Below are 21,774 nucleotides of genomic sequence, written 5' to 3' on the forward strand. Positions count from 1 at the left end.
GCAGAGCGGGGCGAGACGGGGCCGGCCGGGGCCGCGACCGGACCACGAGTCGCACCACGGAATGGACGTCGCACCGCCGACATGCGCGGTGCGACGTCCAGTCGACGGTGCGACGCGAGCGCGGGCTGGGCCCGGGCCAGCCCGCGGTCGGGCCCAACCCGGGGGCCGGGTCCAGCCCGGAGGCCGGGCCCAGCCCGGGGGCCAGGTCCAGCCCCCGGGCCGGCCAGCCCGGCGTCGGCCCGGCCCGGGGCCCGGGGCCCGGGCTCAGCCCTCGCGCTCGCTCGCTCCGGCCGGTGCCGCGGGCCCGCGCACGGCGTCGTGCGCCGACACGTCACGGTCCGCACCCTCGTCGCGCGCCTGCATCCGCGGCGAGTTGAGCAGCAGGTTCAGCAGCACGGCCACGATCGCGCCGGCGCTGATGCCCGAGTCGAAGACGATCGTGAACCAGGTCGGGAACTGCGCGTAGATCTCGGGGCTGACCGTCGGCAGCAGGCTCACGCCCAGCGCGACCGCCACGATCAGGATGTTCGAGTTCGTGAACCGCACCTTCGACAGCGTCCGGATGCCGCTCGCCGCGACCATGCCGAACAGCGCGACGCCCGCCCCGCCGAGCACCGCCACGGGCACGCCCTCGACGACGGCCCCGAGGGCGGGCACCAACCCGAGCACCACGAGGATGCCCCCCGCCAGCGTCGCCACGTACCGCGACTTCACGCCGGTGATGCTGACCAGGCCGACGTTCTGCGCGAACGCGGTGTACGGGAACGTGTTGAAGACGCCGCCGATGACGGTCGACAGGCCGTCGGCCCGCAGCCCGTCGGCCAGTCGTCGCGGCGTCACCGGGCGGTCGACGATCTCGCCCACCGCGATGATGTCGCCGGTGGTCTCGGTCATGATCACCAGGCCGACGATGCACATCGACACGATCGCGCTCACCGGGAAGGTCGGCAGCCCGAAGTGGAACGGCAGGGCGAGCCCGAACCAGGCGCTCTCGCCCACTCCGCTCCAGTCGGTCAGCCCGAACGGCCAGGCGACGAGGGTGCCGACGACGAGCCCCAGCAGGATCGACAGGCGGCGGAGCACAGGAGGCGCGAACCGCTCGATCAGGATGATCAGCAGCAGGGTGCCCGCGGCGAAGGCGACGTCGAGCGGGCGTCCGAAGTCGTCGGAACCCGCGCCTCCTCCGACCCAGCCGGCGGCGACGTCCATCAGCGAGACGCCGATGATCAGGATGACCGTGCCCGTGACGATCGGCGGGAAGAACCGCACCAGCTTCGAGAAGAACGGGGCGAGCAGCATCATGAAGACGCCGCTCGCGATGACCGAGCCGTAGATGGCCGTGATGCCGTACTCGCCACCGATCACGATCATCGGTCCGACGGCGGCGAAGGTGCAGCCCTGCATCAGGGGCAGCCGCACCCCGAAACGCCAGAACCCGACGGACTGCACGATCGTCGCGATGCCGGCCACGAAGAGGTCGGCGCTGATCAGGTAGGCGATGTCGCCGGGCTCGAGCTGGCCCATGCCGACCAGCGCTCCGCCGACGATGAGGGGCACGGCGACCGCCCCGGCGTACATCGCGAGCACGTGCTGCAGGCCGAGCGGGAAGAGCCTCCGCAGCGGGGGGACGCGGTCGACGGGGTGTGTCGTCTCGGGCGGCCCGGCGGTCGCGACCGGGGAAGCGGGCGGCTCGGGTGACTCGGGCGGGGACTGTGACATCGGGACTCCTGATCGTGGGGATGTCGGGTGGTCGCCGCCAGCGTACGAAACGCGCGTTTCGTCGCGGCGGCACGCGTGTTTCAGGCTCGTGTCGTCAGCGGGGTGGATGCGCTCGGTGCCGCTCGTGCCGATGCACCCGCTTTCGAACGATGCACCCACGAGCAAGCGGGTGCATCGTTCGACACCGGGTGCATCGAGAAGGAGGCGCGGGCTGGCGGCCGAGGAGCGCGGCGGCAGCCGTCGCCGTCACCAGGCGACGCGGCCCGGCCCGGCCCGGCGCGGCGCCGCACCGCACCGCACCGCGGCCAGCGCAGCGCAGCCAGCGCAGCGCGGCCAGCGCAGCGCGGCCGGCGCAGCGCAGCCGGCGCAGCGCAGCCGGCGCAGCGCGGCCAGCGCAGCCCGTCGCTCAGCGCGCGGTGATCGCCCGCACGAGGTGCATCGTGACGTCCGCCGATCGCCCCGCCGTCAGGGCGAGGTTCTCGTCGTGCACGTCGTGGGCGTCCGGACCGGCGAGGTCGCTGATGCCGCGCACCGAGACGAACGGCACGTGGTGGACGTGGCAGGTCTGCGCGATCGCCATCGACTCCATGTCGACGGCGTCCACGTCGACGACGTCGGCGAAGGCGCTGCGCACGCCGATCACGCGCTCGGCGGTCATGAACGCGTCGCTCGACGCGATCAACCCCGGGCGCACGGCCCACGGACCACCCGACGTGCCGTCCGACCCGGCCGACGGCTCGCCCGAGCCGGCCGACGCGTCGGACGGGACGGACGTGTCGTACGCGACCGCCGCCTCCATCAGGGCCTCGTCGGCGTGGAAGCTGGCCGGCATCCCGGGGACCTGCCCCAGCCGGTAGCCGAACACGCGCGCGTCGGCGTCGAGGTTGACGTACTCAGAGCCCGCGACGACGTCGCCGATCTCGATGCCGGCGCCCATGCCCGCAGCGGTGCCGGCGCTGATCACGGTCGGCACGACACCCTCGAGCGAGCCGGCCCGCACGATGGCCGACGTGGCCGCTCCGGCCGCGTTGACGAACCCGATGCCGCTCTGCACGAGCAGCAGCTCGACCCCGTCGATCTCGACGACCCGCTGCAGCGACCCGCCGACGGCGACCGGCTCGTCGACGCGCGACGCCCGGGAGACGAACGGCGCCGCCTCGTCGGCCATCGCCACGACGACGATGATCGGGGGGACGGCGACCGCCGCGACCCCGTCGGCAGGAGGCGCGGCGTGCGTTCCGCTCATCGGGCGACGGTCGACCACTCGTCGCGGGCGGCGAGGAAGTCGCGGGCGACGCCCTGGGCACCCTCGAGCGTGTGGTTGGCACCCCAGCCGCACTGGACCTCGTTGGCCGCGGGGACCTCGGTCGCGGTGGTGATGTCGGTGAGGGTGCCCTCGATCAGCGACAGGACGTCGTCCATCGCGGGGTCGCCCTGCAGGATCAGGTAGAAACCGGTCTGGCAGCCCATCGGCGAGAAGTCGATGACGTCGCCGGAGCGGTTGCGGGAGTGCTCGGCGAAGAGGTGCTCGAGCGAGTGGACCGACGCCATGTCGAGGTGAGCCTCGTTCGGCTGCGTGAACCGGACGTCGAACTTGGTGATGACGTCGCCGTGCGGCAACGTCTTCTGGTCGGCGACGCGCACGTAGGGCGCGGCGACGGTGCGGTGGTCGAGGTTGAACGACTCGACGTTCATCTTGGGCTGGGTCACGATGGTCCCTTCGGGGTGCGGACGGGGCGCGGGAGGCACCTCGGTCTCTGCACCGATCTGTGCGTCCCAACGCCCTGTCGACCCTAGGACATTCCCTCCGCGCCGGTCGGAGTGTGACCCCGCATGCGGCCCGCCGCTCGGCCGCTCGGCCGCTCCGCCGCTCGGCCCGCCATCCCGCCGCTCATCCCGTTCGTCCCGCCACCCCGCCACCCCGCCATCCCGCCATCCCGCCCTCCCGCCATCCCGCCATCCCGCCATCCCGCCATCCCGCCATCCCGCCATCCCGCCATCCCGCCACGGAGTAAACAACCCGCCACGCAAAAAGATGGCGGCGTGTTTACTTCGTGGCGGCGAGCGGGGGGAAAGGGATGGGGGGGCGGACCGGCGGGCGCAGCGCAACCCAGGCCAGCGCAGGGCAGCCCAGCCCAGCGCAGGGCAGCCCAGCCCAGCGCAGGGCAGCCCAGCCCGGCGCAGCGCAGCGCAGCGCAGCGCAGCGCAGCCCAGCGCAGCCCAGCGCAGCCCGGCGCAGCGCAGCGCAGCGCAGCGCGCTACGGCAGCGTGTGCCCGGCGGCCGTGAAGAGCCGGTACCACTCGGGCCGGGTCAGGGGCACGTCCGACCCCGCGGCGCTGTCGCGGAGGTGCGCGACGCTCGTGGTGCCGAGCACGACCTGCATCCGGGCCGGGTGCCGGGTGATCCAGGCCACGGGGATCGCCGACGGCGGGACGTCGTACTTGGCAGCGAGCTCGTCGATGACGTCGTTGAGCTCGGGGTAGCCGTCGCGGTCGCCGAGGAACACGCCGTCGAAGAAGCCCTTCTGGAACGGCGACCAGGCCTGCAAGGTCATGTCGTTCAGGCGGCTGTAGTCGAGGATGCCGTTGTCACGGTCGACGGACTGGTCGAGCCCCGCCATGTTGGCCGCGACGCCGGCGGCGATCAGCGGCGCGTGGGTGATGCTGAGCTGCACCTGGTTGACGATCAGCGGCTGCGTCACGCTGCGCTTCAGCAACTCGACCTGGCCGGGCGTGTGGTTCGAGACGCCGAAGTGGCGCACCTTGCCGGCGGCGTGCAGCTGGTCGAAGGCGGCGGCCACCTCGTCGGGCTCGACCAGGGCGTCGGGGCGGTGCAGCAGCAGCACGTCGAGGCGGTCGGTCTGCAGGGCGGCGAGCGAGGCGTCGACCGACTCGAGGATGTGCTCGGTCGAGAAGTCCCAGAAGCCGTCACGGATGCCGACCTTGCTCTGCAGCTGGATCGCGTCGCGCTCGGACGAGGTCATGGTGACGGCGTCGCCGAAGCGCTGCTCGCAGTGGTGGGGGTGGTCGCCGTACACGTCGGCGTGGTCGAAGAAGTCGATGCCGAGGTCTCGGGCCTCGGCCACGAGTTCACGGATCGCGTCGTCGGTCATGCCCGAGATGCGCATGAGCCCGAGGACGATGGTCGAGGCGGGGCGGTCTGTGGTGGGTAACGTCGTCGTCTTCACGCGGCCAGTCTGCTCTCGTCCGGCGTCCCCGGGAGCCGACCCGCGCCTCCTCGGGGGACGGTCAGGAGGCGCGGGGCGCCTGGGGAGGACCCGTCCCGTCGTTCGCGCCCTCCGTTCCGAACCCCCCGGCATGACCGTCACCGCGAGCGCGAGCACCGCGCGCGTCGCCGCCGCTCCGCTCGACCGGGCGTGGAGCATCGCGACGCCGCTGACCCCCGTCGGGTTCTATCCGAGGGCGGGGGTGATCCCGGCCGTCGTGGCCGTCCACGACCAGACCGGCCCGTGGGACGCCGTGGGGCGCACCCGCCGGCTCGAGCTGTCGGACGGCAGCAGCGTCGTCGAGAGCCTCGTGCGCGTGGAGCCCGACGGGGTCTTCGTCTACGAGCTCAGCGAGTTCACCGGGCTGCTCGGGCGGCTGGTGACGGGCGGCCGCGCCGACTGGAGCTACCGGGCGACCCCGAGCGGGCGCACGCGGGTCGACTGGACCTACTCGTTCTTCGCCCGACCGGGCCGCGGGGCGATCGTGCGCGGCATTGTGCGCTTCGCCTGGGCGCCGTACATGCGCCGCGTGCTCGTCGGCATCACCCGCGAGATCGAGCGCACCGCTTAGCCGGGCGCGTCCACACCCCGGGGCTCGTCCACGTCCCGGACGCGTCCACACCCCGGGCTCGTCCACGTCCCGGGCTCGCCCCCGGCGGGGCACGGGCCTCCGGGCACCGCTACCCTCGGGGCATGAAGGACGCCACGATCTACGACGTGGCGAAGCGCGCGGGCGTCTCGCACCAGACCGTCAGCAGGTTCCTGCGGGGGTTCGAGGGCATCCGTCCCACCACCCGCGAGAAGGTCGAGCAGGCCCTCGCCGAGCTCGAGTACCGCCCGAACTCGGCGGCCCGCTACCTGCGCCTGCAGCGGACGAACCGCATCGGGCTGCTCGCCGACAACATGCACCAGTCGGGGCCCGCCCGCACGATCGCCGGGGCCACGGAGGCCGCGCGTTCGCTCGGCTACGTCACCGACATCGTGTCGATGGACGGCGGCGACGAGCGCTCGGTCGACGACGCCCTCGACCTGATGCTCGGGCAGCAGATCGCCGGCATCGTCGTGACCGCGCAGACCGCCGTCGCCCGGTCGGCGCTCGAACGCCGGGCGATCTCGGTGCCCGTGGCGCGTGACTTCGGGCTGATGGTCGAGGGCACCACCGAGTCGATCAACGAGCACGCCGGCCGGGTCGCGGCCGAGCACCTCGTGGGCCTCGGCCACCGCCGCGTGGCCTACGTCGCCGGGCCGGACCAGTGGCTGGCCGCCCGCGAGCGCGCCGACGGGTTCCGCCAGGCGGTGACCGGGTCCGGAGGCGCGGTGACGGTCACCGACGTCGGCGACTGGTCCGCGGCGGCCGGCTACGACATCGGGCTGCGACTGGCCGCCCGGACGGACGACTTCACCGCCATCGCCGTCGCGAACGACGCCATGGCGATGGGGCTGCTCGCCGCCCTCGCCGCCGAGGGCGTCTCGGTGCCGCACGAGGTCAGTGTGGTCGGCAACGACGACACTCCCGAGGCGCGGTTCATGGTGCCGTCGCTGTCCACCGTGGCACTCGACTTCGGCTTCGAGGGGGCACACGTGATGACGTCGCTGATCGCCCACATCGAGGGACGCAGCCCCGACACGGCCAGCCGCCTGCCGGTGCCGTCCCTCGTCGCGCGCGCCTCGACCGCACCCGCGCGCGGCTGACGCCCCCGGGCGCGGGCCCATCGGCGCAGGCCCACCGGCGCAGGCCGAGCCGCGCGGGCCGACCCGCGCCTCCCCCATCGGGGACCCGTCGACGACGGGGTCTTGCGCGGGTGGCGGCTCGTGGGTTACGTTCTCCGCAGACGCCGATGTTATCGACAACATCCACCGAACATCGATCGACGTCCCGAGCACGCGCGGGACGACGTCGGCGGTCGCCACCGCAGCCGACACACACGAACGGGTCAACGATGACTTCTGCTCCACGCCACTCCGGGGTCCTCTTCGGAGCCGCCTACTACGCCGAGTACCAGCAGGCGGGCACCCTCGACCGCGACCTCGACCTGATGGTCGAGGCGGGCTTCACGGTGATCCGCGTGGGCGAGTCGGTCTGGTCGACGTGGGAGCCGCGCGAGGGCGAGTTCGACCTCGACTGGCTCCAGCCCGTGCTCGACGGCGCCCACGCCCGCGGCATCGCGGTGGTGCTCGGCACGCCGACCTACGCGGTGCCGCCGTGGCTGCAGGTGCGCCACCCCGAGATCGCCGCCGAGCGGACGACCGGCGTCCGCGCCGGCTGGGGCGCCCGCCAGGAGATGGACCAGAGCCACCCCGCCTACCGCTTCTACGCCGAGCGCGTCGTGCGCAAGGTCGTCGAGCGATACGCGCAGCACCCCGCCGTGATCGGTTGGCAGGTCGACAACGAGCCCGGCAACGAGCGCCCGCGCAACGACCAGGTCTTCGACCGCTTCGTGGCCTGGCTGCAGCGCAAGTACGTCACCGTCGAGCGCCTGAACGAGGAGTGGGGCCTGGTCTACTGGTCGCACCGGCTGACCGAGTGGTCGCAGCTCTGGCGTCCCGACGGCAACGTGCAGCCGCAGTACGACCTCGAGTGGCGGCGCTTCCAGGGCGAGCTGGCCGACGAGCTGATCGCCTGGCAGGCCGACGTCGTCCGCGAGTACGCCCGCGACGACCAGTTCGTCACCACCTGCATCTCGTACTCGCGCCCGCAGGTCGCCGACGAGCGGCTCGTCGAGAGCCTCGACGTCACCGCCGGGAACCCGTACTACAAGATGCAGGACGGCCTGACGCTCGGCGTCGAGGTGCCCCGCGAGGCCGGCTGGTGGCACACCGGCGTCTGGGCCCTGCAGCAGTGGGGCGACCGGGCGTTCTCGTCCGCGCAGGCCCCCTTCCTCGTCACCGAGACCAACGCGCAGTCGATCGGCGGCCCCTGGCAGAACCACCCGCCGTTCGACGGGCAGATCAAGCAGGCCGCGCTCGCGCTCGTCTCCCGCGGTGCCCGCATGGTCGAGTACTGGCACTGGCACACGCTGCACTTCGGCGTCGAGACGTACTGGGGCGGCGTGCTGCCGCACAGCCAGCGTCCCGGTCGCATCCACCGCGAGGTCTCGGCCCTGGGCGCCACGCTCAAGGCGGTCGGCGGCGCGGTCGACGGCCTCGAGCCCGACGCCGACGTGCTGATGCTCTGGTCGACCGAGACCAAGTGGTCGTTCGAGACGTACCCGCCGCTGGCCCTGCCCGACGGCACCCCCGACCCGGAGTCGTACCTCCACCTGTTCGACGCGCACTACCGCGGGCTCGCCGAGGCGGGCGTGCAGGTGCGCATCCAGCACGTGACGCAGTTCCTCGCCGCCGACCCGGCCGAGCTGGCCGCGGCGCACCCCGTGCTCGTCGTGCCGGCGCTGTACGTCGTCGACGACGCCACGCTCACCGCGCTCACCGCGTACGCCGAGGCGGGCGGCCACCTGGTGGTCGGCATCCGCACGGCCTACGGCGACGAGCTCGCCCGCGCCCGCCGCGACCCGGCACCCGCCCGGCTCTCGGGCCCCGCGGGGGTCTGGTACGAGGAGTACACCAACCTCGACCGCCCCCTCGCCGTCCACGTCGCGGACGCCGGCACCGCCGAGCGCACCGACGGCACGACCGCAGGAGGCGCGGGCGCGGCCACCGAGGACGTCACCGCCCCGGCCTCCCCCGCCGACGCAGCCTTCGTCCTCGAGCCGGGCTCCGCCGGCACCCGCTGGGCCGACGTCCTGCACGTCGAGGACGCCACCGTCGTGCTGCGGGCCGCGCCGACCGAGATCGGGGCCGACGCGATGCTGACGACCCGCGCCTCCGGAGCCGGCCGCGTCAGCTACGTCGCGACCGTGCCCAACCCCGAGCTCTCGCGCTCGATCGCCCGGTGGCTCGTGCCCGCCACGGCGGCGGGCACGTGGGCGGCGACCGAGACGGTCACGGTCACCACCGGTTCACGGGCCGGAGCCCCCGGGCTCGCGTTCGTGTCGAACTGGTCGGCCCACGAGGGAACGGTCACCACGCCCTCCGCGGTGCGCGACCTCGAGACCCGGGAGGTCGTCGCCGCCGGCACCACCCTGACCCTCGCCCCGCGCGCGGCCCACGTGTACGAGCTCGTCGACGCCGACGCCTCGTAGGCGGCCCGACCCGGCCTCCCCGACCCCGGCCGCCCGACCCACACGACGTCCCCCGCAGCACCCGGCCCGCACCACCCCACCGACCCGCACCACGTCCCCCCTGCACCACCCGATCCCCCGCACCACTCCCCCACCCCCTCGAGGAAGAACCACCATGAAGAGAAAGACCACAGCAAAGGCGCTCGTGTCACTCGCCGTCGTGTCGGCGTTCGTGCTGACCGGCTGCGCCCCGTCCGGCGGAGGCGCGGGTGGTGGTGGCGACACCGCGCCCGTCTCGCAGGCCGACATCGACAAGGCCATGGACACCGACACGACCCTCACCTTCTGGACCTGGGTGCCCGACGTCCAGAAGGAGGTCGACCTGTTCGAGGCCAAGTACCCGAAGATCAAGGTCGACGTCGTCAACGTGGGCACCGGCACCGCGCAGTACCCGAAGCTGCGGACGGCCCTGAAGGCCGGCAAGGGCGCACCCGACGTCGCCCAGATCGAGTACCAGTACATCCCGTCCTTCCGCCAGACCGGCAGCCTCGTCGACCTGACCCCCTACGGAGGCGCGGACCTCGAGTCGAAGTACGTCCCGTGGGTCTGGAACCAGGTCGCGGACGACACCGGCGTCTGGTCGGTGCCGCAGGACTCCGGCCCGCTCGGCAACCTCTACCGCTCGGACATCTACGAGCAGGCGGGGCTGACGGAGGCGCCCGAGACCTGGGCCGACTTCGCGACCGACGCGCAGACGATCAAGGACAAGACCGACTCGTACATCTCGAACCTGCCCGGCAACGACCCCGGCCAGATCGTCGGGCTGTTCTGGCAGGCCGGCGCCAAGCCGTTCTCGTACGACGGCGACAAGACCGTCGGCATCGACCTCGACTCGACCGAGACGCAGAAGGTCGTCACGTTCTGGCAGGACCTGATCGACAAGGACCTCGTCTCGACCGACGCCGACTTCAACGACGCCTGGTACCAGGGCTTCTCGTCGGGCAAGTACGCCAGCTGGCAGACCGCCGCCTGGGGCCCCGTCTTCCTGCAGGGCACGGCCGCGAACACCAGCGGCAAGTGGACCGCCGCGAAGATCCCGCAGTGGAAGGCCGGCGAGGACGTCTCGGGCAACTGGGGCGGATCGAGCGACGCCGTCATCACGGGCACGCAGAACCCGATCGCCGCGGCCGAGTTCAGCAAGTTCCTGAACAGCGACCCCGAGTCGACCCTCGCCTTCGCGAACGAGCAGTTCCTGTTCCCGACGACGACCGACACCCTCTCGAGCAGCGACTTCACCGACACCGCCTCGGACTTCTACGGCGGCCAGAAGGTCAACGAGCTCTTCGCCGGCGTCTCGGACACGGTCAGCACCGACTTCCAGTGGCTGCCGTTCATGGACTACGTCTACTCGAGCTTCAACGACACGCTCGGCAAGGCGATCGCCGACCACTCCGACCTCTCCGCCGCCCTCACGGCGTGGCAGGACGACGTCACCGCCTACGCGAAGCAGCAGGGCTTCACCGTCAAGTAGCGCTCACGGGGTGCCGCCCGCCCTCGGGCGGCACCCCCTCGGCCCGGCAAGGAGCCCCATGTCCACCTCCGTCACCCCTCGTCGAGACGCGACCCGCGCCTCCTCATCCCGTCAGCCCGCCACCCCGAGGCGCACGAGCTCGCTGCACCGACCGCAGCTCGTCGCGGCCTGGGCCCTGGCGATCCCGTTCCTGCTCGTCTTCGCGGCGATGTTCCTCGTGCCGCTCGGCTACGCGGGCTACCTGAGCACCTTCACCTCGCAGCTCGTCGGCGGGCAGGTCTTCTCGGGCCTCGCCAACTACAGCCGCGCACTGAACGACCCGAGCTTCTGGGCCGGCCTCGGGCGGGTCGCGCTGTTCCTCTTCGTGCAGGTGCCGATCATGCTCGTGATCGCCCTGTTCGTCGCCCTCGCCCTCGACACCGGCCGGGTGGCCGGCAGCAAGTTCGTCCGCCTCGCGATCTTCGTGCCGTACGCCGTGCCCGGCGTCGTCGCGACGCTGATGTGGGGCTACCTCTACGGCCGCGAGTCCGGCCTGATCGCCCAGGTGATCAGCGGTGTCGGCCTCACCCCGCCCGACCTGCTGTCGCCGCAGAACGTGCTCGGCAGCACGATGAACATCGTCAGCTGGGAGTTCATCGGCTACAACATGATCGTGCTGTACGCCGCCCTGCGCAGCGTGCCGACCGAGATGTACGAGGCCGCCGAGATCGACGGCGCCGGGCCCTGGCGGGTGGCGTGGAGCATCAAGATCCCGGCGATCCGCTCGGCGATCCTGCTGACCGTGATCTTCTCGGTGATCGGGTCGTTCCAGCTCTTCAACGAGCCCAACCTGCTCTACAGCATCGCGCCCAACGCGATCGGGTCGGACTTCACCCCGAACCTCTACGCGTACAACGTCGCGTTCAAGAACCAGGACGTCAACTACGCCGCGGCCATCGCGTTCCTGCTCGGGTTCCTCATCATGATCATCAGCTACGTGGTGCAGCTCGCCACCTCACGCAAGGAGCGACTGTCGTGACGATCGCACCCGCCCCCGTCGACACCGCCGGGGCCACGTCCGTCGACCGTCCCGTCCGCCGCCTCGAGGGCTCCGGAGGCGCGGGCAATCGCCGCCCGCGACGTCGCGTCGAGCGGTCCAAGCGCAAGACGCCGATCCTCACCGTGATCCTCTGGATCACGCTGGCGTACTTCCTGCTGCCGCTGGTCTGGCTGGCGATCCAGGCGACCAAGACCAACGGCGACATCTTCTCGACGTTCGGCCTGGCCTTCGGCCGCACCTTCGCCCTGGGCGACAACCTGGCGCAGCTGTTCACGTTCCAGGACGGCATCTTCGTGCAGTGGATGGGCAACACGGTGCTCTACGCCGTGGTCAGCTCGGTCGGCGCGGCGGTGCTCGCCACGATGTGCGGCTACTCGCTGGCCAAGTACGTCTTCAAGGGCAGGTCGTTCGTCTTCGGGCTGATCCTCGGGGCGGTCATGGTGCCGCTGACGGCGCTGGCGATCCCGACCTACCTGCTGTTCAGCGCGGCGAACCTCGTCGACACCCCGTGGGCGATCATCCTGCCGTCGCTGGTCAGCCCGTTCGGCGTCTACCTGATGCGCGTCTACGCGAGCGAGGCGGTCGACGACAGCCTGCTCGAGGCCGCCCGCATCGACGGGGCCGGCGAACTGCGGATCTTCCTGACGATCGCGTCCCGGCTGCTCGCGCCGGGCATCGTCACGGTGCTGCTGTTCGCCCTGGTCTCGACCTGGAACAACTACTTCCTGCCGCTGATCATGCTGAACGACCCGTCGCTGTTCCCGGCGACGGTCGGCCTGGCGCAGTGGCAGCAGGCGGCCACCGGCGGCGGCGGCGCCCAGGTGCTGTTCTCGACCGTGCTGACCGGGTCGTTCGTGTCGATCCTGCCGCTGGTCGTGGCGTTCCTGTTCCTCCAGCGCTTCTGGCAGTCCGGCCTGAGCGCCGGCGGCGTCAAGGGGTAGCCGGTCCGACTCCCGCCCCGGCCCCCGGTTCACGGTGGAGGTCGGAGCGGGTGGGCCGTGGCCGTGGCAGCGGCGGCCCGGGAGGCGGTGGTGACGTTGAGAGGTCACCACCGCCTCCGTTCTTTCGTCCCGGCGTCAGAGGCGGGCGTGCAGGTCGGCGACGCGGGCGCGGATGTCGTCGCGGACGAGGCGCATGCGCTCCATGCCCTCGACGCCCCGCTCGGACGGTTCGTCGGTGATCCAGGTCTCGAAGCGGGTGCCGGGGACCTCGTCGACCCGCGCCTCCCGGCCGAGGACGACGACCACGTCGGCGTCGCGCACCATCTGCTCGGTGAGGGCCTTGGGGTGCTCGTCGCCGAGGTCGATACCGAGCTCGGCGAGCGACTCGACCGACTGCGCGTTGAGGTCGGTGCCGGGCGTCGTGCCGGCCGACGCGACCGTGACCTCGTCGCCGGCGAGCTCACGCATCAGCCCGGCGGCCATCTGCGACTTGCCCCCGTTCTTCTGGCAGACGAACAGGACGGAGGCGCGGGTCGGGGTCATGCGGACACCGTACCGACCCCGGGTGGCCGGGTCCCGTGCCGTCGGGACGCGCCGCCCGCCGATCCGTCGGGGGTCCCGTGTCAGGTTCGCCGGTTCCGCGACACTCCTCTAGTGAAGGGGGTGGACGTGGATCACGACACGGAAGGCGACGACGAGCTCGTCAGACGCACGGTCGGGGGTGACCAACGGGCACTGTCGGCCTTGTTCGACCGGCACGCCGCGACGGTGACCCGCTACGCGTGGGCGCTGGCCGCCACCCGGATGGACGTCGAGGAGATCGTGCAGGACACGTTCGTGACCCTCTGGAAGAAGGTCGACCAGATCGACCTTCCCGAGGACTCGCTGCTGCCCTGGTTGCTGGTCGTCTGCCGCAACCACGCCGCCAATCTGCGCCGCAAGCAGGCCCGCGCCGCCACCGACGAACTGCCCGACGACCTCGTCGCCCCGGACCACGGCGAGGAGGCGCGCGACCGGCTGCGCTGGGTCCGCGACGAGATCGACGCCCTCGGCCCGGTCGACCGGCAGATCGTCGAGCTCTGCCTCATCGAGGGGCGCCCCTACGGCGAGGCCGCCGCCCAGGTCGGCCTGAGCATCGGCGCCGTCACCCAACGCGTGTCGCGCACCCGATCGCGACTGAAGAAGAAGGCGGTGATGAACGATGAACTCTGAGCCCCCCACCGGAGACGAGCTGAACCGCATGCTCGTCACGATGAAACAGAACGTCCTCGAACGCACCACGGAGTCCCCGCGCCGAAAGCGCAACCGGAACCTCGGCCTCGGCCTCGGCCTGGCCGCCCTGCTGGCGATCGGCGGCGGCTCGGGAGCGCTGGCGCTCGGCATGCTGCCCTCGCCGTTCCAGGCGTCGGCACCGGCCACGCCGACGAGCACGCCCACCCCGACGCCGACGGTCCGGCCGACGGCGACGCCGCGGCCGACGCCGACGGTGGCGCCGGTGGTGGCACCGGTGCCCGCCCTGCCCATTGACTGCGCGACGCTCGCGAGCGGCGTGCGGATGGACCTGTTCATCCCGTCGTCCCTGCAGGGACGGGCCGACCTGCTCCACCCGTTCGACGCCTCCCTCGTCGAGGCCGGGGTGCTCAGGTGCGAGTGGGGCTCGACCGAGCAGCCGTACTCGATCAGCACCGTCTCGGTGTCGCCCGATCGCGAGAGAGGGCTGAGAGCGGTAGGCGACATGCTCGCCAGCGGGGCCCGGCAGGGAGGGGCAGGTGAGGCCTCGGCGGTGTCCTGCACCGCGCAGGGGTGTGAGGCGACCGTCGTGTCGGGCACCTGGTGGCTCGAGTTCTTCACCTCGGACGTCGACGCCACGGACGAGACGGTGTCGATCGAGACGCGAGCCGCGAACGCGTCCGCGGCGCTGACGAGCATGGCCGCGCAGCTCGACGGAGCGTCACCGGCACGCGGTTGGACCCGGCCGACGTCCTCGTGGAGCAGCGTCGATGCCTGCTCGGCCCTGGCCCCGGACGTCCCCCTGGCCGACGTTCTCGGGTCCCCCGGCCTCGAGGGTCCGCGAGAACTGCAGTTCGAGTTCCCGGGCGCCATCACCCAGGCCGCCGATCGGACCGTGAAGTGCGACTGGTACGCACCGCCATCGGACGGTGACGCCGACCCGCCGATCAACAGCGTGACCGTGATGGTGTCGTCGGGCAGCGGCTGGGCGGTGGACCGGGTCGACTCGATGGCCCCCCAGGTCGACCGGTCACCGGTCACCGTGGCGGGTGCCGAGAAGGCCGAGTACGTCTGCGTGTACGGCGAGGGCAGCAGCTGCTACGTCAACGTCCTCACCGACAACTCGTGGTTGCAGGTCGGTGCGGGCAATTTCGACCAGGCGGGCTTGCAAGCCCAGCTGGTCGCGGCCGCGGAGGCGATCGTCGCGACGCGTCCCGCGAGCTGACCCGCGCCTCCTGCGCTGCCGTGACCGAGGCACGTAACCGCAGGAGGCGCGGGTCGGCGGACCCGTCAGGCGTCGAGGCGGCCGCGGGCCCGGCCGCGCACGGCCAGGATCGCCCCGCCGACCAGGGCCGAGAGGAGCGAGCCGACGAGGACGCCGACCTTGACCACGTCGTCCTGCTCGCTGCCGGCCCCGTAGGCGAGTTCGCCGACCAGGAGCGACACGGTGAACCCGATGCCGGCCACGAACGACAGCCCGAGCACGTCGCCCCAGCGCAGGCTCGGATCGAGCCGGATGCCGGGCAGTCGCGTCACGAGCAGGGACGCCCCGGTGATGCCGATCGACTTGCCGAGCACGAGCGCCACGACGATGCCGATCGCGACGCTGTCGCTCAGCGACTCGACCAGCCCGCCGAAGCCGCCGACCGTCACCCCGGCCGAGAAGAACGCGAAGACGGGCACCGCCACGCCCGACGAGACCGGGCTCCAGCGCTCGGCGAAGTGGTGGGTCAGCGGGTGCCGCACCTCGTGGCCGTCGGGTCCGACGTGCGTGACGCCGGCCCGGGCCGTCGCCACCGCGGGCACGAGCAGGCCGAGCAGCACGCCGGCGATCGTGGCGTGCACCCCCGAGGCGTGCACGAGGGCCCAGGCGAGGACGCCCAGCGGGATCAGCAGCCACCACGCCCGCACGCCACGCCGGACGAGCACGGCGAACGCGGCGAGCGGCAGCAGCGCCAGCAGCAGGGGGACGAAGGCGATGCCCGCCGTGTAGAACACCGCGATGATCGTGATGGCGATCAGGTCGTCGACCACGGCGAGGGTCAACAGGAAGGTGCGCAGGGCCGGGGGCAGCCGCTTGCCGACGACGGCGATCACGGCGACGGCGAACGCGATGTCGGTCGCGGCGGGGATCGCCCACCCCTGGAGCGCGTCGGGGCCGGCTCCGAGGTTGATCAACGTGAAGAGCAGCGCCGGCAGGGCGACCCCGCCGACCGCCGCGGCGATGGGCAGCACGGCGACCCGGGGGTCGCGCAGCGAGCCGGCGACGAACTCCTGCTTCAGCTCGAGGCCGACCACGAAGAAGAAGATCGCGAGGAGCCCGTCGGCCGCCCAGCTGCCCATGCTGAGGTCCAGGTGCAGCGCCTCGGGGCCGAACGACACGTCGCGCACGGCCGAGTAGAACGAGCCGGCCGGGCTGTTCGCCAAGACGAGCGCGAGCACGGTCGCCGCGAGCAGCAGCAGTCCGCCGGTCGTGTCACGGCTGAGGAACCGCGAGAGCCGTGCGCCCCGGCCCTCGGCACGGGGCGCGTGGGCGGGGGCAGGAGGGGCGGCGGTCGGGTCGATGGCGGGGGCGGGGGTCGGGTCGGTGGCGGGAGCGGGGGCGGCCGGCGTGCGGTCGGCGGGCGTGGGGTCGGCGGGCGTGCGGTCGGTCATGGTCGTCGTCCTTCGGGAGCGTCGGCGGGCAGGGCGGGGCGTCCGCTCGACCCGTCGACGACGAGGAGCGGTGCTACGCCACGGGCGGCGGGCACCCGGCGATCTCACCGTGGGCGTTGCTGCCCCACAGGCTCATCCAGCCGTTCGTGCCGCAGGTGCGCTTCGTCAGCACGAGCCGCTTCGGGAATGCCTGCTGCGCCGTGCGCGCCCGGCGCGGGGCGCGGGACGGGCAGGCGGGTGACGACATGCCCACCAGGGTACCGCCGGGCCCCGGGGAGCGGGCCGGGACGCCGCCCACCCGTGGGTCCCACGGTGCCGACCCGCGCCTCCTGCGCTCTCCGGGCGGGACGCCTGCACTCTCGGGGCGGGACGCACCGCCGACCGAGCGTCGCACCGCGTGTTTCGGCGGTGCGGCGTTCAGTCGGCGGTGCGACCCGCGCCTCCTGCGGTCAGGCGACCGGGCCGCCGCCGCGCCCGCCCGGTCGAGGTCGCACCACGCCCGCGTCGTCCAACCACGCACGAGGGTGGTTCGACGACGCGGGCGTGGTGCCACCCGGTTCTCGTCGGACCAGGAGGCGCGGCGACGGTCGAGAGGCGCGGCGCACGTCAGGAGGCGCGGCGCACGTTCTCGACGAAGCCCGCGGCCCGCACGCGCAGGCTCGCGATGCGCTCGAGTCGGGCCGCCTCGGCGTCGAAGCCGAGGTAGGCCTCGGGCGGCAGCACGTGCACGTTGGCCGAGCACTCGAACCCGCCGCAGACGAGCGTGCCCACGGTGTCGCCGTTGCGTCCGGCCGCGCCGGCACGCTTGGCGCCGTAGAACAGCACGTCGGCCGGCAGGCGGACGTCCTGGCACCAGGTGCACTGCGCACGCTGCCGGGGCGAGGCCTCGGCCTGCCGCAGCACGACGCCGGCGACCGCGGGGCCCGGCTCGCCGTCCGCGTCGAGCGTCGGCACGACGACGTAGGCCCGGCGGGCGAGCCTGGGGTCTCGCCAACCGAGGTACTCCAGGTCGGTCCAGTCGAGGGCGGCGAAGTCGGGCGGCAGGGTCAGGTCGGCTGCTTCTCGGCGGCTCGCGTTGACGAACGAGGCGCGGACGGTCTTCTCGGTCAGGGGGATCATGTGGTTCTCCGGTCGTCGGGCCCGGGGCACGGTGACGTCGACGCGCACACCCGCGCGATCGGCGACCGCGCGGGTGCCCGCCGTCGACGCGTCGGCCGACCCGGGTGTTCTCGTGGGATCGTGCCGGGGCTGCAGCCCACGCGGCACGGGTGCGCGGTCGGACCTCGACGGTCGATCCGCGGCGGAGACGCGACTACCTGCAGCCGGCGCACGCGGCGCCGACGACCCCCTCACGCCCGGTGGGCGTCGCAGGTGCGGACGGGATGATCACCCGGCCACCCTATGACCGTGAGCGCTCCTCGGCAACGACGCCCGCGCCTCCTCGTCCTGGCCGGGTCGCACCACGCCCGCGTCGTCGAACCACGCTCGAGGGTGGTTCGACGACGCGACGATGGTGCGACCCGACCAGGAGGCGCGGGTCGCGTCCCCGAGGCCGGCGACGGCCACGGCCACAGCCACAGCCACAGCCACGGCCACGGCCACGGCCACGGCCACAGCGCACCACGAAATGGACGTCGCACCGCCGAGTTCGGCGGTGCGACGTCCAGTCGGCGGTGCGACGTGCGGGGTCAGCCCGCGTGGCGCCCGTGGTGGTCGGGGTCGCTGCCGTCGGGGACGGCGTCCACGGGGGCGGTCGGGTCGACGTGCGAGACGTGCCCGTCACCGGAACCCGAGCCCGAGCCCGCGGCCGAGCCCGAGCCCGACGCGTCGCCGGCCGAGGCGTGCGGCCTCGACCGCTCGAGGGAGGCGCCCTCGACGTCGACGTCGGGCAGGATGCGGTCGAGCCACTTCGGCAGCCACCACGCGGCGTCGCCGAGCAGGTGCATCACGGCCGGGATCAGCAGCAGGCGCACGACGAACGCGTCGACCAGCACGCCGAGGGCGAGGCCCAGGCCGATCGACTGGATCATCACCGAGTTCGAGAACACGAAGCCCGAGAAGACCGCCGTCATGATCAGCGCCGCGGCCGTGACCACCGTGCGACCGGCGTGGACGCCGCGCTGCACGGCCAGGCGGGCCGGCGAGCCGTGGGCGTACGCCTCGCGCATGCCGCTGACCAGGAAGAGCTGGTAGTCCATCGCGAGCCCGAACAGCACGCCGACCATCAGGATCGGCAGGAAGCTCAGGATCGGCCCCGGGTCGTGCACGCCGAAGACCGGGCCGAGCCAGCCCCACTGGAACACCGCGGTGACGCCGCCGAACGCGGCGAACAGCGACAGCACGAAACCGATGGTGGCGGTGATCGGCACGAGGATCGAGCGGAACACGAAGATCAGGATGATCAACGACAGCCCGACCACGACGAGCAGGTAGAGGGGCAGGGCACCGGCCAGCTTCTCGCTGACGTCGATGTTGCCCGAGGCGTTGCCGGCCACGCCGAGCGACGAGACGTCGTCGATGTCGAGGCCGCGCAGGTCGCGGACGAGCTGCTCGGTCGACTCGGCGGTCGGACCGCCCTTCGGTACGACCTGGAACGCCAGCAGGGTGTCGTCGTCCGAGGCGCCGATGGGGGCGACCGCGGCGACGTCGTCCTGGTCCTTGAGGATCGTGCCGATGCGCACCTGCTCGGAGACGAGGTCGTCGTCCGAGATCGCGGTCGGCAGGTCGGCCACGACGACCAACGGGCCGTTGACGCCGGCGCCGAACTTCTCGTCGATCAGCTTGTAGGCCTTGTAGGCGCTCGAGTCGACCGGCTCGGACGACCCGGCGGGCAGGCCGAGGCGCATCGAGAGCGCGGGGATGGCGACGATCAGCAGCACGGCGACGCCGGCCACGAGGGTCAGCACGGCGCGGGTGGTGCTCATCGGCTTGGTCGGCACGCGGACGGCACCCGTGTTGCCGACGTTCTTCCGGGCCTTCTTGGTGAGGATGCGCAGGCCGACGAGGCGCAGCAGCGCCGGGGTGAGCGTGATGGCGATCAGGATCGCCACGAACACGCAGACGGCGCCGACGGTGCCCATCAGACCGAGGAAGGGGATGCCGGTCAGGTTGAGCGCGAGCAGGGCGATCAGCACGGTCGAGCCGGCGAAGACGACGGCGTTGCCGGACGTGCCGTTGGCCAGGCCGATCGACTCGTGCAGCGGCACCCCTTCTTTCAGCTGGGTGCGGTGCCGGTTGAGGATGAACAGCGAGTAGTCGATGCCGACCGCGAGGCCGAGCATCACGCCCAGCACGGGCGTGACCGACAGCATCTCGACGGCGCCCGAGAGCGACAGCGAGGCGAGCACGCCGACCCCGACGCCGATCAGGGCGTTGACGAGGGGCAGGCCGGCACCGATGAGCGTGCCCAGCATGACGAACAGCACGATGGCCGCGATGACCACGCCGGCCACCTCGCCCGGGCCGAGGATCTCGGGGATGCTGGCCGCGATGTCGTTCGACACCTCGACCTGGACGCCGTCGATGTCGGCGTCGTTCATCGCCTCGACGACGGCCTCCTTGTTCTCGCTGGTGACGAGGTTGAGCGCCTTGTCGAACTGGATGCTGGCCACGGCCGTGGTGCCGTCGGTCGACACCTGACGGATGCCGTCGGTCAGTTCGAGCAACGACGCACCCTGCTCGAGCGTGGTGCTCTGCGTCTCGAGTTCGGCCTTGCCCGCGTCGAGGGTGGACTGCTGCGTGGCGATCTGCTGCGTCCCCGCGTCGAGCTGCGCCTGCTGGGCCTCGAGCTGCGGCGTGGCGGCGGCGAGTGCGGCCCCGCCGGCGGCCTGCGCCTGGGCCTTCGCGGCGTCGAGCTGCTGCTGGCCGGCGGTGATCTGGGCCTTCGCGGCGTCGATCTGCGCCTGGCCCGAGGTGATCTGGGCCTCGCCGGCGGCGATCTGGGCCCGACCGTCGGTGATCTTCTGCCCCTGGTCGTCGATCTGCTGCTGGGTCGCGAAGGGATCGGTCGTGCCCTTGACGTCGTCCAGCTCCTTCGCGTCGGTCAGCAGGGCCGCGATGTCGGACTTCTGCTGGTCGGTGAAGGCCGCGTCGTCGGCGGTCGTGAAGACGACCGTTCCGGTGCCTCCGCTCGCCTGGGGGAACTTCTCGGCGAGTTCGTCGCTGACCTTCTGGGTCGCCGTGCCGGGGATGCTGACGGCGGTGGTCAGCGTGCCGCCGAACAGCGCGAAGGCGCCGCCGGCGAGGCCGAGCACGACCAGCCAGGCCACGATGACGAGCCAGGCCCGCCGGGCCGAGAACCGGCCGAGTCGATAGAGCAGGGATGCCATGGGTGTCTGTTCCTCCAGGGGTGGTGCGGGGTGATGCGGGTTGCGGGGGTGGGCCTCACGTCGCGTCGTCGAGAAGGAGGTGCGGGTCGGCCGGGCGTGCCGGCCGACGGGTCAGGGGGTGGTCGGGTCGGGCTCCGTCGGGCCGGCCGCGGGGGTCTCGGCGGCCGCGGGCGCCGCATCGACCGCGGGCGTCCGGGCACCCGTCGGCGGCGGCCCGTAGCCGGCGCGGATGCTCGTCGTCACCCGGTCGAGCAGATCGGCCCAGACGTCGCGGCTGTCCGCGTCGACCACGGCGCCGGTCCGCGTGATCCAGTGGCGCGCGACGACGGCGATGCCGTTCATCAGCGAGCTGACGAGCACCTCGGCCTCGAGCGGGTCGGTGGCCGGGCTGCGCTCGGCCATCTCGATCGAGAGCTGCTCGGTGACGCGGGTGAAGACGTCCTGGATCAGGCTGTGCGACCGCGGATCGCCGCCGTCGTCGCCGAGGACGCCCCAGAGGTACGAGACGACGGCCGGCAGGTCGATGCCCTGCATGGCCTGGATGATCTCGGCGAACAAGGAGGCGCGGCTGCCGTCGCCGACGGGCGTCGCGGCGGTCGCGGCCCGGAACTCGTCGACGGCACCGGTGAGCACGCGGGTGCAGGCCGTCATGACGACCTCGTCGAGCGACGAGAAGTGGTTGAAGACCGTGCGGCGCGAGACGTCGGCACGCTCGGCGAGCTCGTCGACGCTGAAGCGGGGCGCCCCGCGCTCGGCGATGAGCGCGTCGGCGGCGTCGAGGATCGCCTGGCGGTGCTTCGCCTTGAGGGCGGCACGGCGGTCGGGCACCAGGGTCTTGACGGTCACCTGCCTACACTAAGTGCAGCGACGCACTCGGTGCACCCAAAGCGGCTGGGGAGTCGCTGGGATTTGCGCGGCCGGTACGCGGCCTCCGTACCCCGCCGCCCCGCGCCTCCTCGTCCTGCCGACCGGACGAAGAGGGGCGC

At 72.5% G+C, this 21,774-nt stretch carries 18 protein-coding genes; 8 read left to right on the forward strand and 10 right to left on the reverse strand.

What is annotated here, in order from left to right; all coding sequences use genetic code 11:
* Positions 1–264: 264 nt before the first annotated feature.
* The 4 genes from HQQ78_RS12590 to HQQ78_RS12605 form a co-directional block, all read right to left on the reverse strand.
* Positions 265–1,719: a nucleobase:cation symporter-2 family protein gene (locus tag HQQ78_RS12590; protein WP_173153676.1), complete on the reverse strand. Its 1,455-nt coding sequence runs from the start codon at positions 1,717–1,719 to the stop codon at positions 265–267.
* A gap of 406 nt (positions 1,720–2,125) precedes the next feature.
* Complete coding sequence (locus tag HQQ78_RS12595; protein ID WP_173153679.1) at positions 2,126–2,965, reverse strand: 5'-methylthioadenosine/S-adenosylhomocysteine nucleosidase; 840 nt, start codon at positions 2,963–2,965, stop codon at positions 2,126–2,128.
* Positions 2,962–3,414 (reverse strand): S-ribosylhomocysteine lyase, encoded by a 453-nt coding sequence (locus HQQ78_RS12600; RefSeq protein ID WP_173154905.1) that lies wholly within the window; start codon positions 3,412–3,414, stop codon positions 2,962–2,964. Before HQQ78_RS12600 ends, HQQ78_RS12595 begins: the two co-directional genes overlap by 4 nt.
* A 563-nt stretch (positions 3,415–3,977) precedes the next feature.
* Positions 3,978–4,907 carry an aldo/keto reductase gene (locus HQQ78_RS12605; protein WP_173153682.1) on the reverse strand — a complete coding sequence of 310 codons (930 nt, stop codon included), beginning with the start codon at positions 4,905–4,907 and terminating at the stop codon, positions 3,978–3,980.
* A gap of 130 nt (positions 4,908–5,037) precedes the next feature.
* Between HQQ78_RS12605 and HQQ78_RS12610 the strand changes: the two genes are divergently transcribed.
* The 6 genes from HQQ78_RS12610 to HQQ78_RS12635 all read left to right on the forward strand — a co-directional run bounded on the left by HQQ78_RS12610 (position 5,038) and on the right by HQQ78_RS12635 (position 12,575).
* Positions 5,038–5,517: an SRPBCC family protein gene (locus tag HQQ78_RS12610; protein WP_056043870.1), complete on the forward strand. Its 480-nt coding sequence runs from the start codon at positions 5,038–5,040 to the stop codon at positions 5,515–5,517.
* 122 nt (positions 5,518–5,639) lie between these two features.
* Positions 5,640–6,638 (forward strand): LacI family DNA-binding transcriptional regulator, encoded by a 999-nt coding sequence (locus HQQ78_RS12615; RefSeq protein WP_173153684.1) that lies wholly within the window; start codon positions 5,640–5,642, stop codon positions 6,636–6,638.
* Positions 6,639–6,886: 248 nt separating this feature from the next.
* Positions 6,887–9,085 (forward strand): beta-galactosidase, encoded by a 2,199-nt coding sequence (locus HQQ78_RS12620; protein WP_173153686.1) that lies wholly within the window; start codon positions 6,887–6,889, stop codon positions 9,083–9,085.
* Positions 9,086–9,239: 154 nt separating this feature from the next.
* Positions 9,240–10,595, forward strand: a complete 1,356-nt coding sequence (locus HQQ78_RS12625) for an ABC transporter substrate-binding protein (protein WP_056043877.1) — start codon at positions 9,240–9,242, stop codon at positions 10,593–10,595.
* Between the two features lie 58 nt (positions 10,596–10,653).
* The gene (locus HQQ78_RS12630) at positions 10,654–11,613 is read left to right on the forward strand and encodes a carbohydrate ABC transporter permease (protein WP_056043881.1); all 960 of its coding nucleotides are present in this window, start codon (positions 10,654–10,656) and stop codon (positions 11,611–11,613) included.
* Positions 11,610–12,575 (forward strand): carbohydrate ABC transporter permease, encoded by a 966-nt coding sequence (locus HQQ78_RS12635; protein WP_082460077.1) that lies wholly within the window; start codon positions 11,610–11,612, stop codon positions 12,573–12,575. The genes HQQ78_RS12630 and HQQ78_RS12635 overlap by 4 nt, the downstream gene beginning before the upstream one ends.
* A 135-nt stretch (positions 12,576–12,710) precedes the next feature.
* Here the strand turns inward: HQQ78_RS12635 and HQQ78_RS12640 are convergent, their stop codons facing one another.
* Positions 12,711–13,118, reverse strand: coding sequence for a low molecular weight phosphatase family protein (locus tag HQQ78_RS12640; RefSeq protein ID WP_173153688.1), 408 nt, complete (start codon positions 13,116–13,118; stop codon positions 12,711–12,713).
* A 126-nt stretch (positions 13,119–13,244) separates the two neighbouring features.
* Here HQQ78_RS12640 and HQQ78_RS12645 point away from each other — a divergent pair, with 126 nt between their 5' ends.
* On the forward strand, positions 13,245–13,787 hold the full coding sequence (locus HQQ78_RS12645) for an RNA polymerase sigma factor (RefSeq protein WP_082460151.1): 543 nt from the start codon (positions 13,245–13,247) through the stop codon (positions 13,785–13,787).
* Positions 13,777–15,030 (forward strand): hypothetical protein, encoded by a 1,254-nt coding sequence (locus HQQ78_RS15620; protein ID WP_216844447.1) that lies wholly within the window; start codon positions 13,777–13,779, stop codon positions 15,028–15,030. Before HQQ78_RS12645 ends, HQQ78_RS15620 begins: the two co-directional genes overlap by 11 nt.
* Before the next feature lie 65 nt (positions 15,031–15,095).
* On the opposite strand, the gene nhaA is transcribed toward HQQ78_RS15620, so the two are convergent.
* The 5 genes from nhaA to HQQ78_RS12675 form a co-directional block, all read right to left on the reverse strand.
* Positions 15,096–16,460, reverse strand: coding sequence for a Na+/H+ antiporter NhaA (gene nhaA / locus HQQ78_RS12655; protein ID WP_173153690.1), 1,365 nt, complete (start codon positions 16,458–16,460; stop codon positions 15,096–15,098).
* Positions 16,461–16,533: 73 nt separating this feature from the next.
* On the reverse strand, positions 16,534–16,707 hold the full coding sequence (locus HQQ78_RS12660) for a hypothetical protein (protein ID WP_157485188.1): 174 nt from the start codon (positions 16,705–16,707) through the stop codon (positions 16,534–16,536).
* Between the two features lie 359 nt (positions 16,708–17,066).
* The gene (locus HQQ78_RS12665) at positions 17,067–17,579 is read right to left on the reverse strand and encodes an FBP domain-containing protein (RefSeq protein ID WP_173153692.1); all 513 of its coding nucleotides are present in this window, start codon (positions 17,577–17,579) and stop codon (positions 17,067–17,069) included.
* Between the two features lie 569 nt (positions 17,580–18,148).
* Complete coding sequence (locus tag HQQ78_RS12670; protein WP_173153694.1) at positions 18,149–20,788, reverse strand: MMPL family transporter; 2,640 nt, start codon at positions 20,786–20,788, stop codon at positions 18,149–18,151.
* A gap of 111 nt (positions 20,789–20,899) precedes the next feature.
* Positions 20,900–21,634: a TetR/AcrR family transcriptional regulator gene (locus HQQ78_RS12675; protein ID WP_173153697.1), complete on the reverse strand. Its 735-nt coding sequence runs from the start codon at positions 21,632–21,634 to the stop codon at positions 20,900–20,902.
* Positions 21,635–21,774 lie beyond the last annotated feature (140 nt).

This window comes from Frigoribacterium sp. VKM Ac-2859, assembly GCF_013204925.1.
In the GTDB taxonomy this organism is placed as follows: domain Bacteria; phylum Actinomycetota; class Actinomycetes; order Actinomycetales; family Microbacteriaceae; genus Frigoribacterium.

Coding starts and splice junctions, on each gene's coding strand:
- HQQ78_RS12665 (WP_173153692.1), bottom strand. CDS start 17,579: ATGATCCCCCTGACCGAGAAGACCGTCCGCGCCTCGTTCGTCAACGCG.
- HQQ78_RS12660 (WP_157485188.1), bottom strand. CDS start 16,707: ATGTCGTCACCCGCCTGCCCGTCCCGCGCCCCGCGCCGGGCGCGCACG.
- HQQ78_RS12600 (WP_173154905.1), bottom strand. CDS start 3,414: ATGAACGTCGAGTCGTTCAACCTCGACCACCGCACCGTCGCCGCGCCC.
- HQQ78_RS15620 (WP_216844447.1), top strand. CDS start 13,777: ATGAACTCTGAGCCCCCCACCGGAGACGAGCTGAACCGCATGCTCGTC.
- HQQ78_RS12630 (WP_056043881.1), top strand. CDS start 10,654: ATGTCCACCTCCGTCACCCCTCGTCGAGACGCGACCCGCGCCTCCTCA.
- HQQ78_RS12615 (WP_173153684.1), top strand. CDS start 5,640: ATGAAGGACGCCACGATCTACGACGTGGCGAAGCGCGCGGGCGTCTCG.
- HQQ78_RS12640 (WP_173153688.1), bottom strand. CDS start 13,118: ATGACCCCGACCCGCGCCTCCGTCCTGTTCGTCTGCCAGAAGAACGGG.
- HQQ78_RS12595 (WP_173153679.1), bottom strand. CDS start 2,965: ATGAGCGGAACGCACGCCGCGCCTCCTGCCGACGGGGTCGCGGCGGTC.
- HQQ78_RS12590 (WP_173153676.1), bottom strand. CDS start 1,719: ATGTCACAGTCCCCGCCCGAGTCACCCGAGCCGCCCGCTTCCCCGGTC.
- HQQ78_RS12625 (WP_056043877.1), top strand. CDS start 9,240: ATGAAGAGAAAGACCACAGCAAAGGCGCTCGTGTCACTCGCCGTCGTG.
- HQQ78_RS12610 (WP_056043870.1), top strand. CDS start 5,038: ATGACCGTCACCGCGAGCGCGAGCACCGCGCGCGTCGCCGCCGCTCCG.
- HQQ78_RS12620 (WP_173153686.1), top strand. CDS start 6,887: ATGACTTCTGCTCCACGCCACTCCGGGGTCCTCTTCGGAGCCGCCTAC.
- nhaA (WP_173153690.1), bottom strand. CDS start 16,460: ATGACCGACCGCACGCCCGCCGACCCCACGCCCGCCGACCGCACGCCG.
- HQQ78_RS12670 (WP_173153694.1), bottom strand. CDS start 20,788: ATGGCATCCCTGCTCTATCGACTCGGCCGGTTCTCGGCCCGGCGGGCC.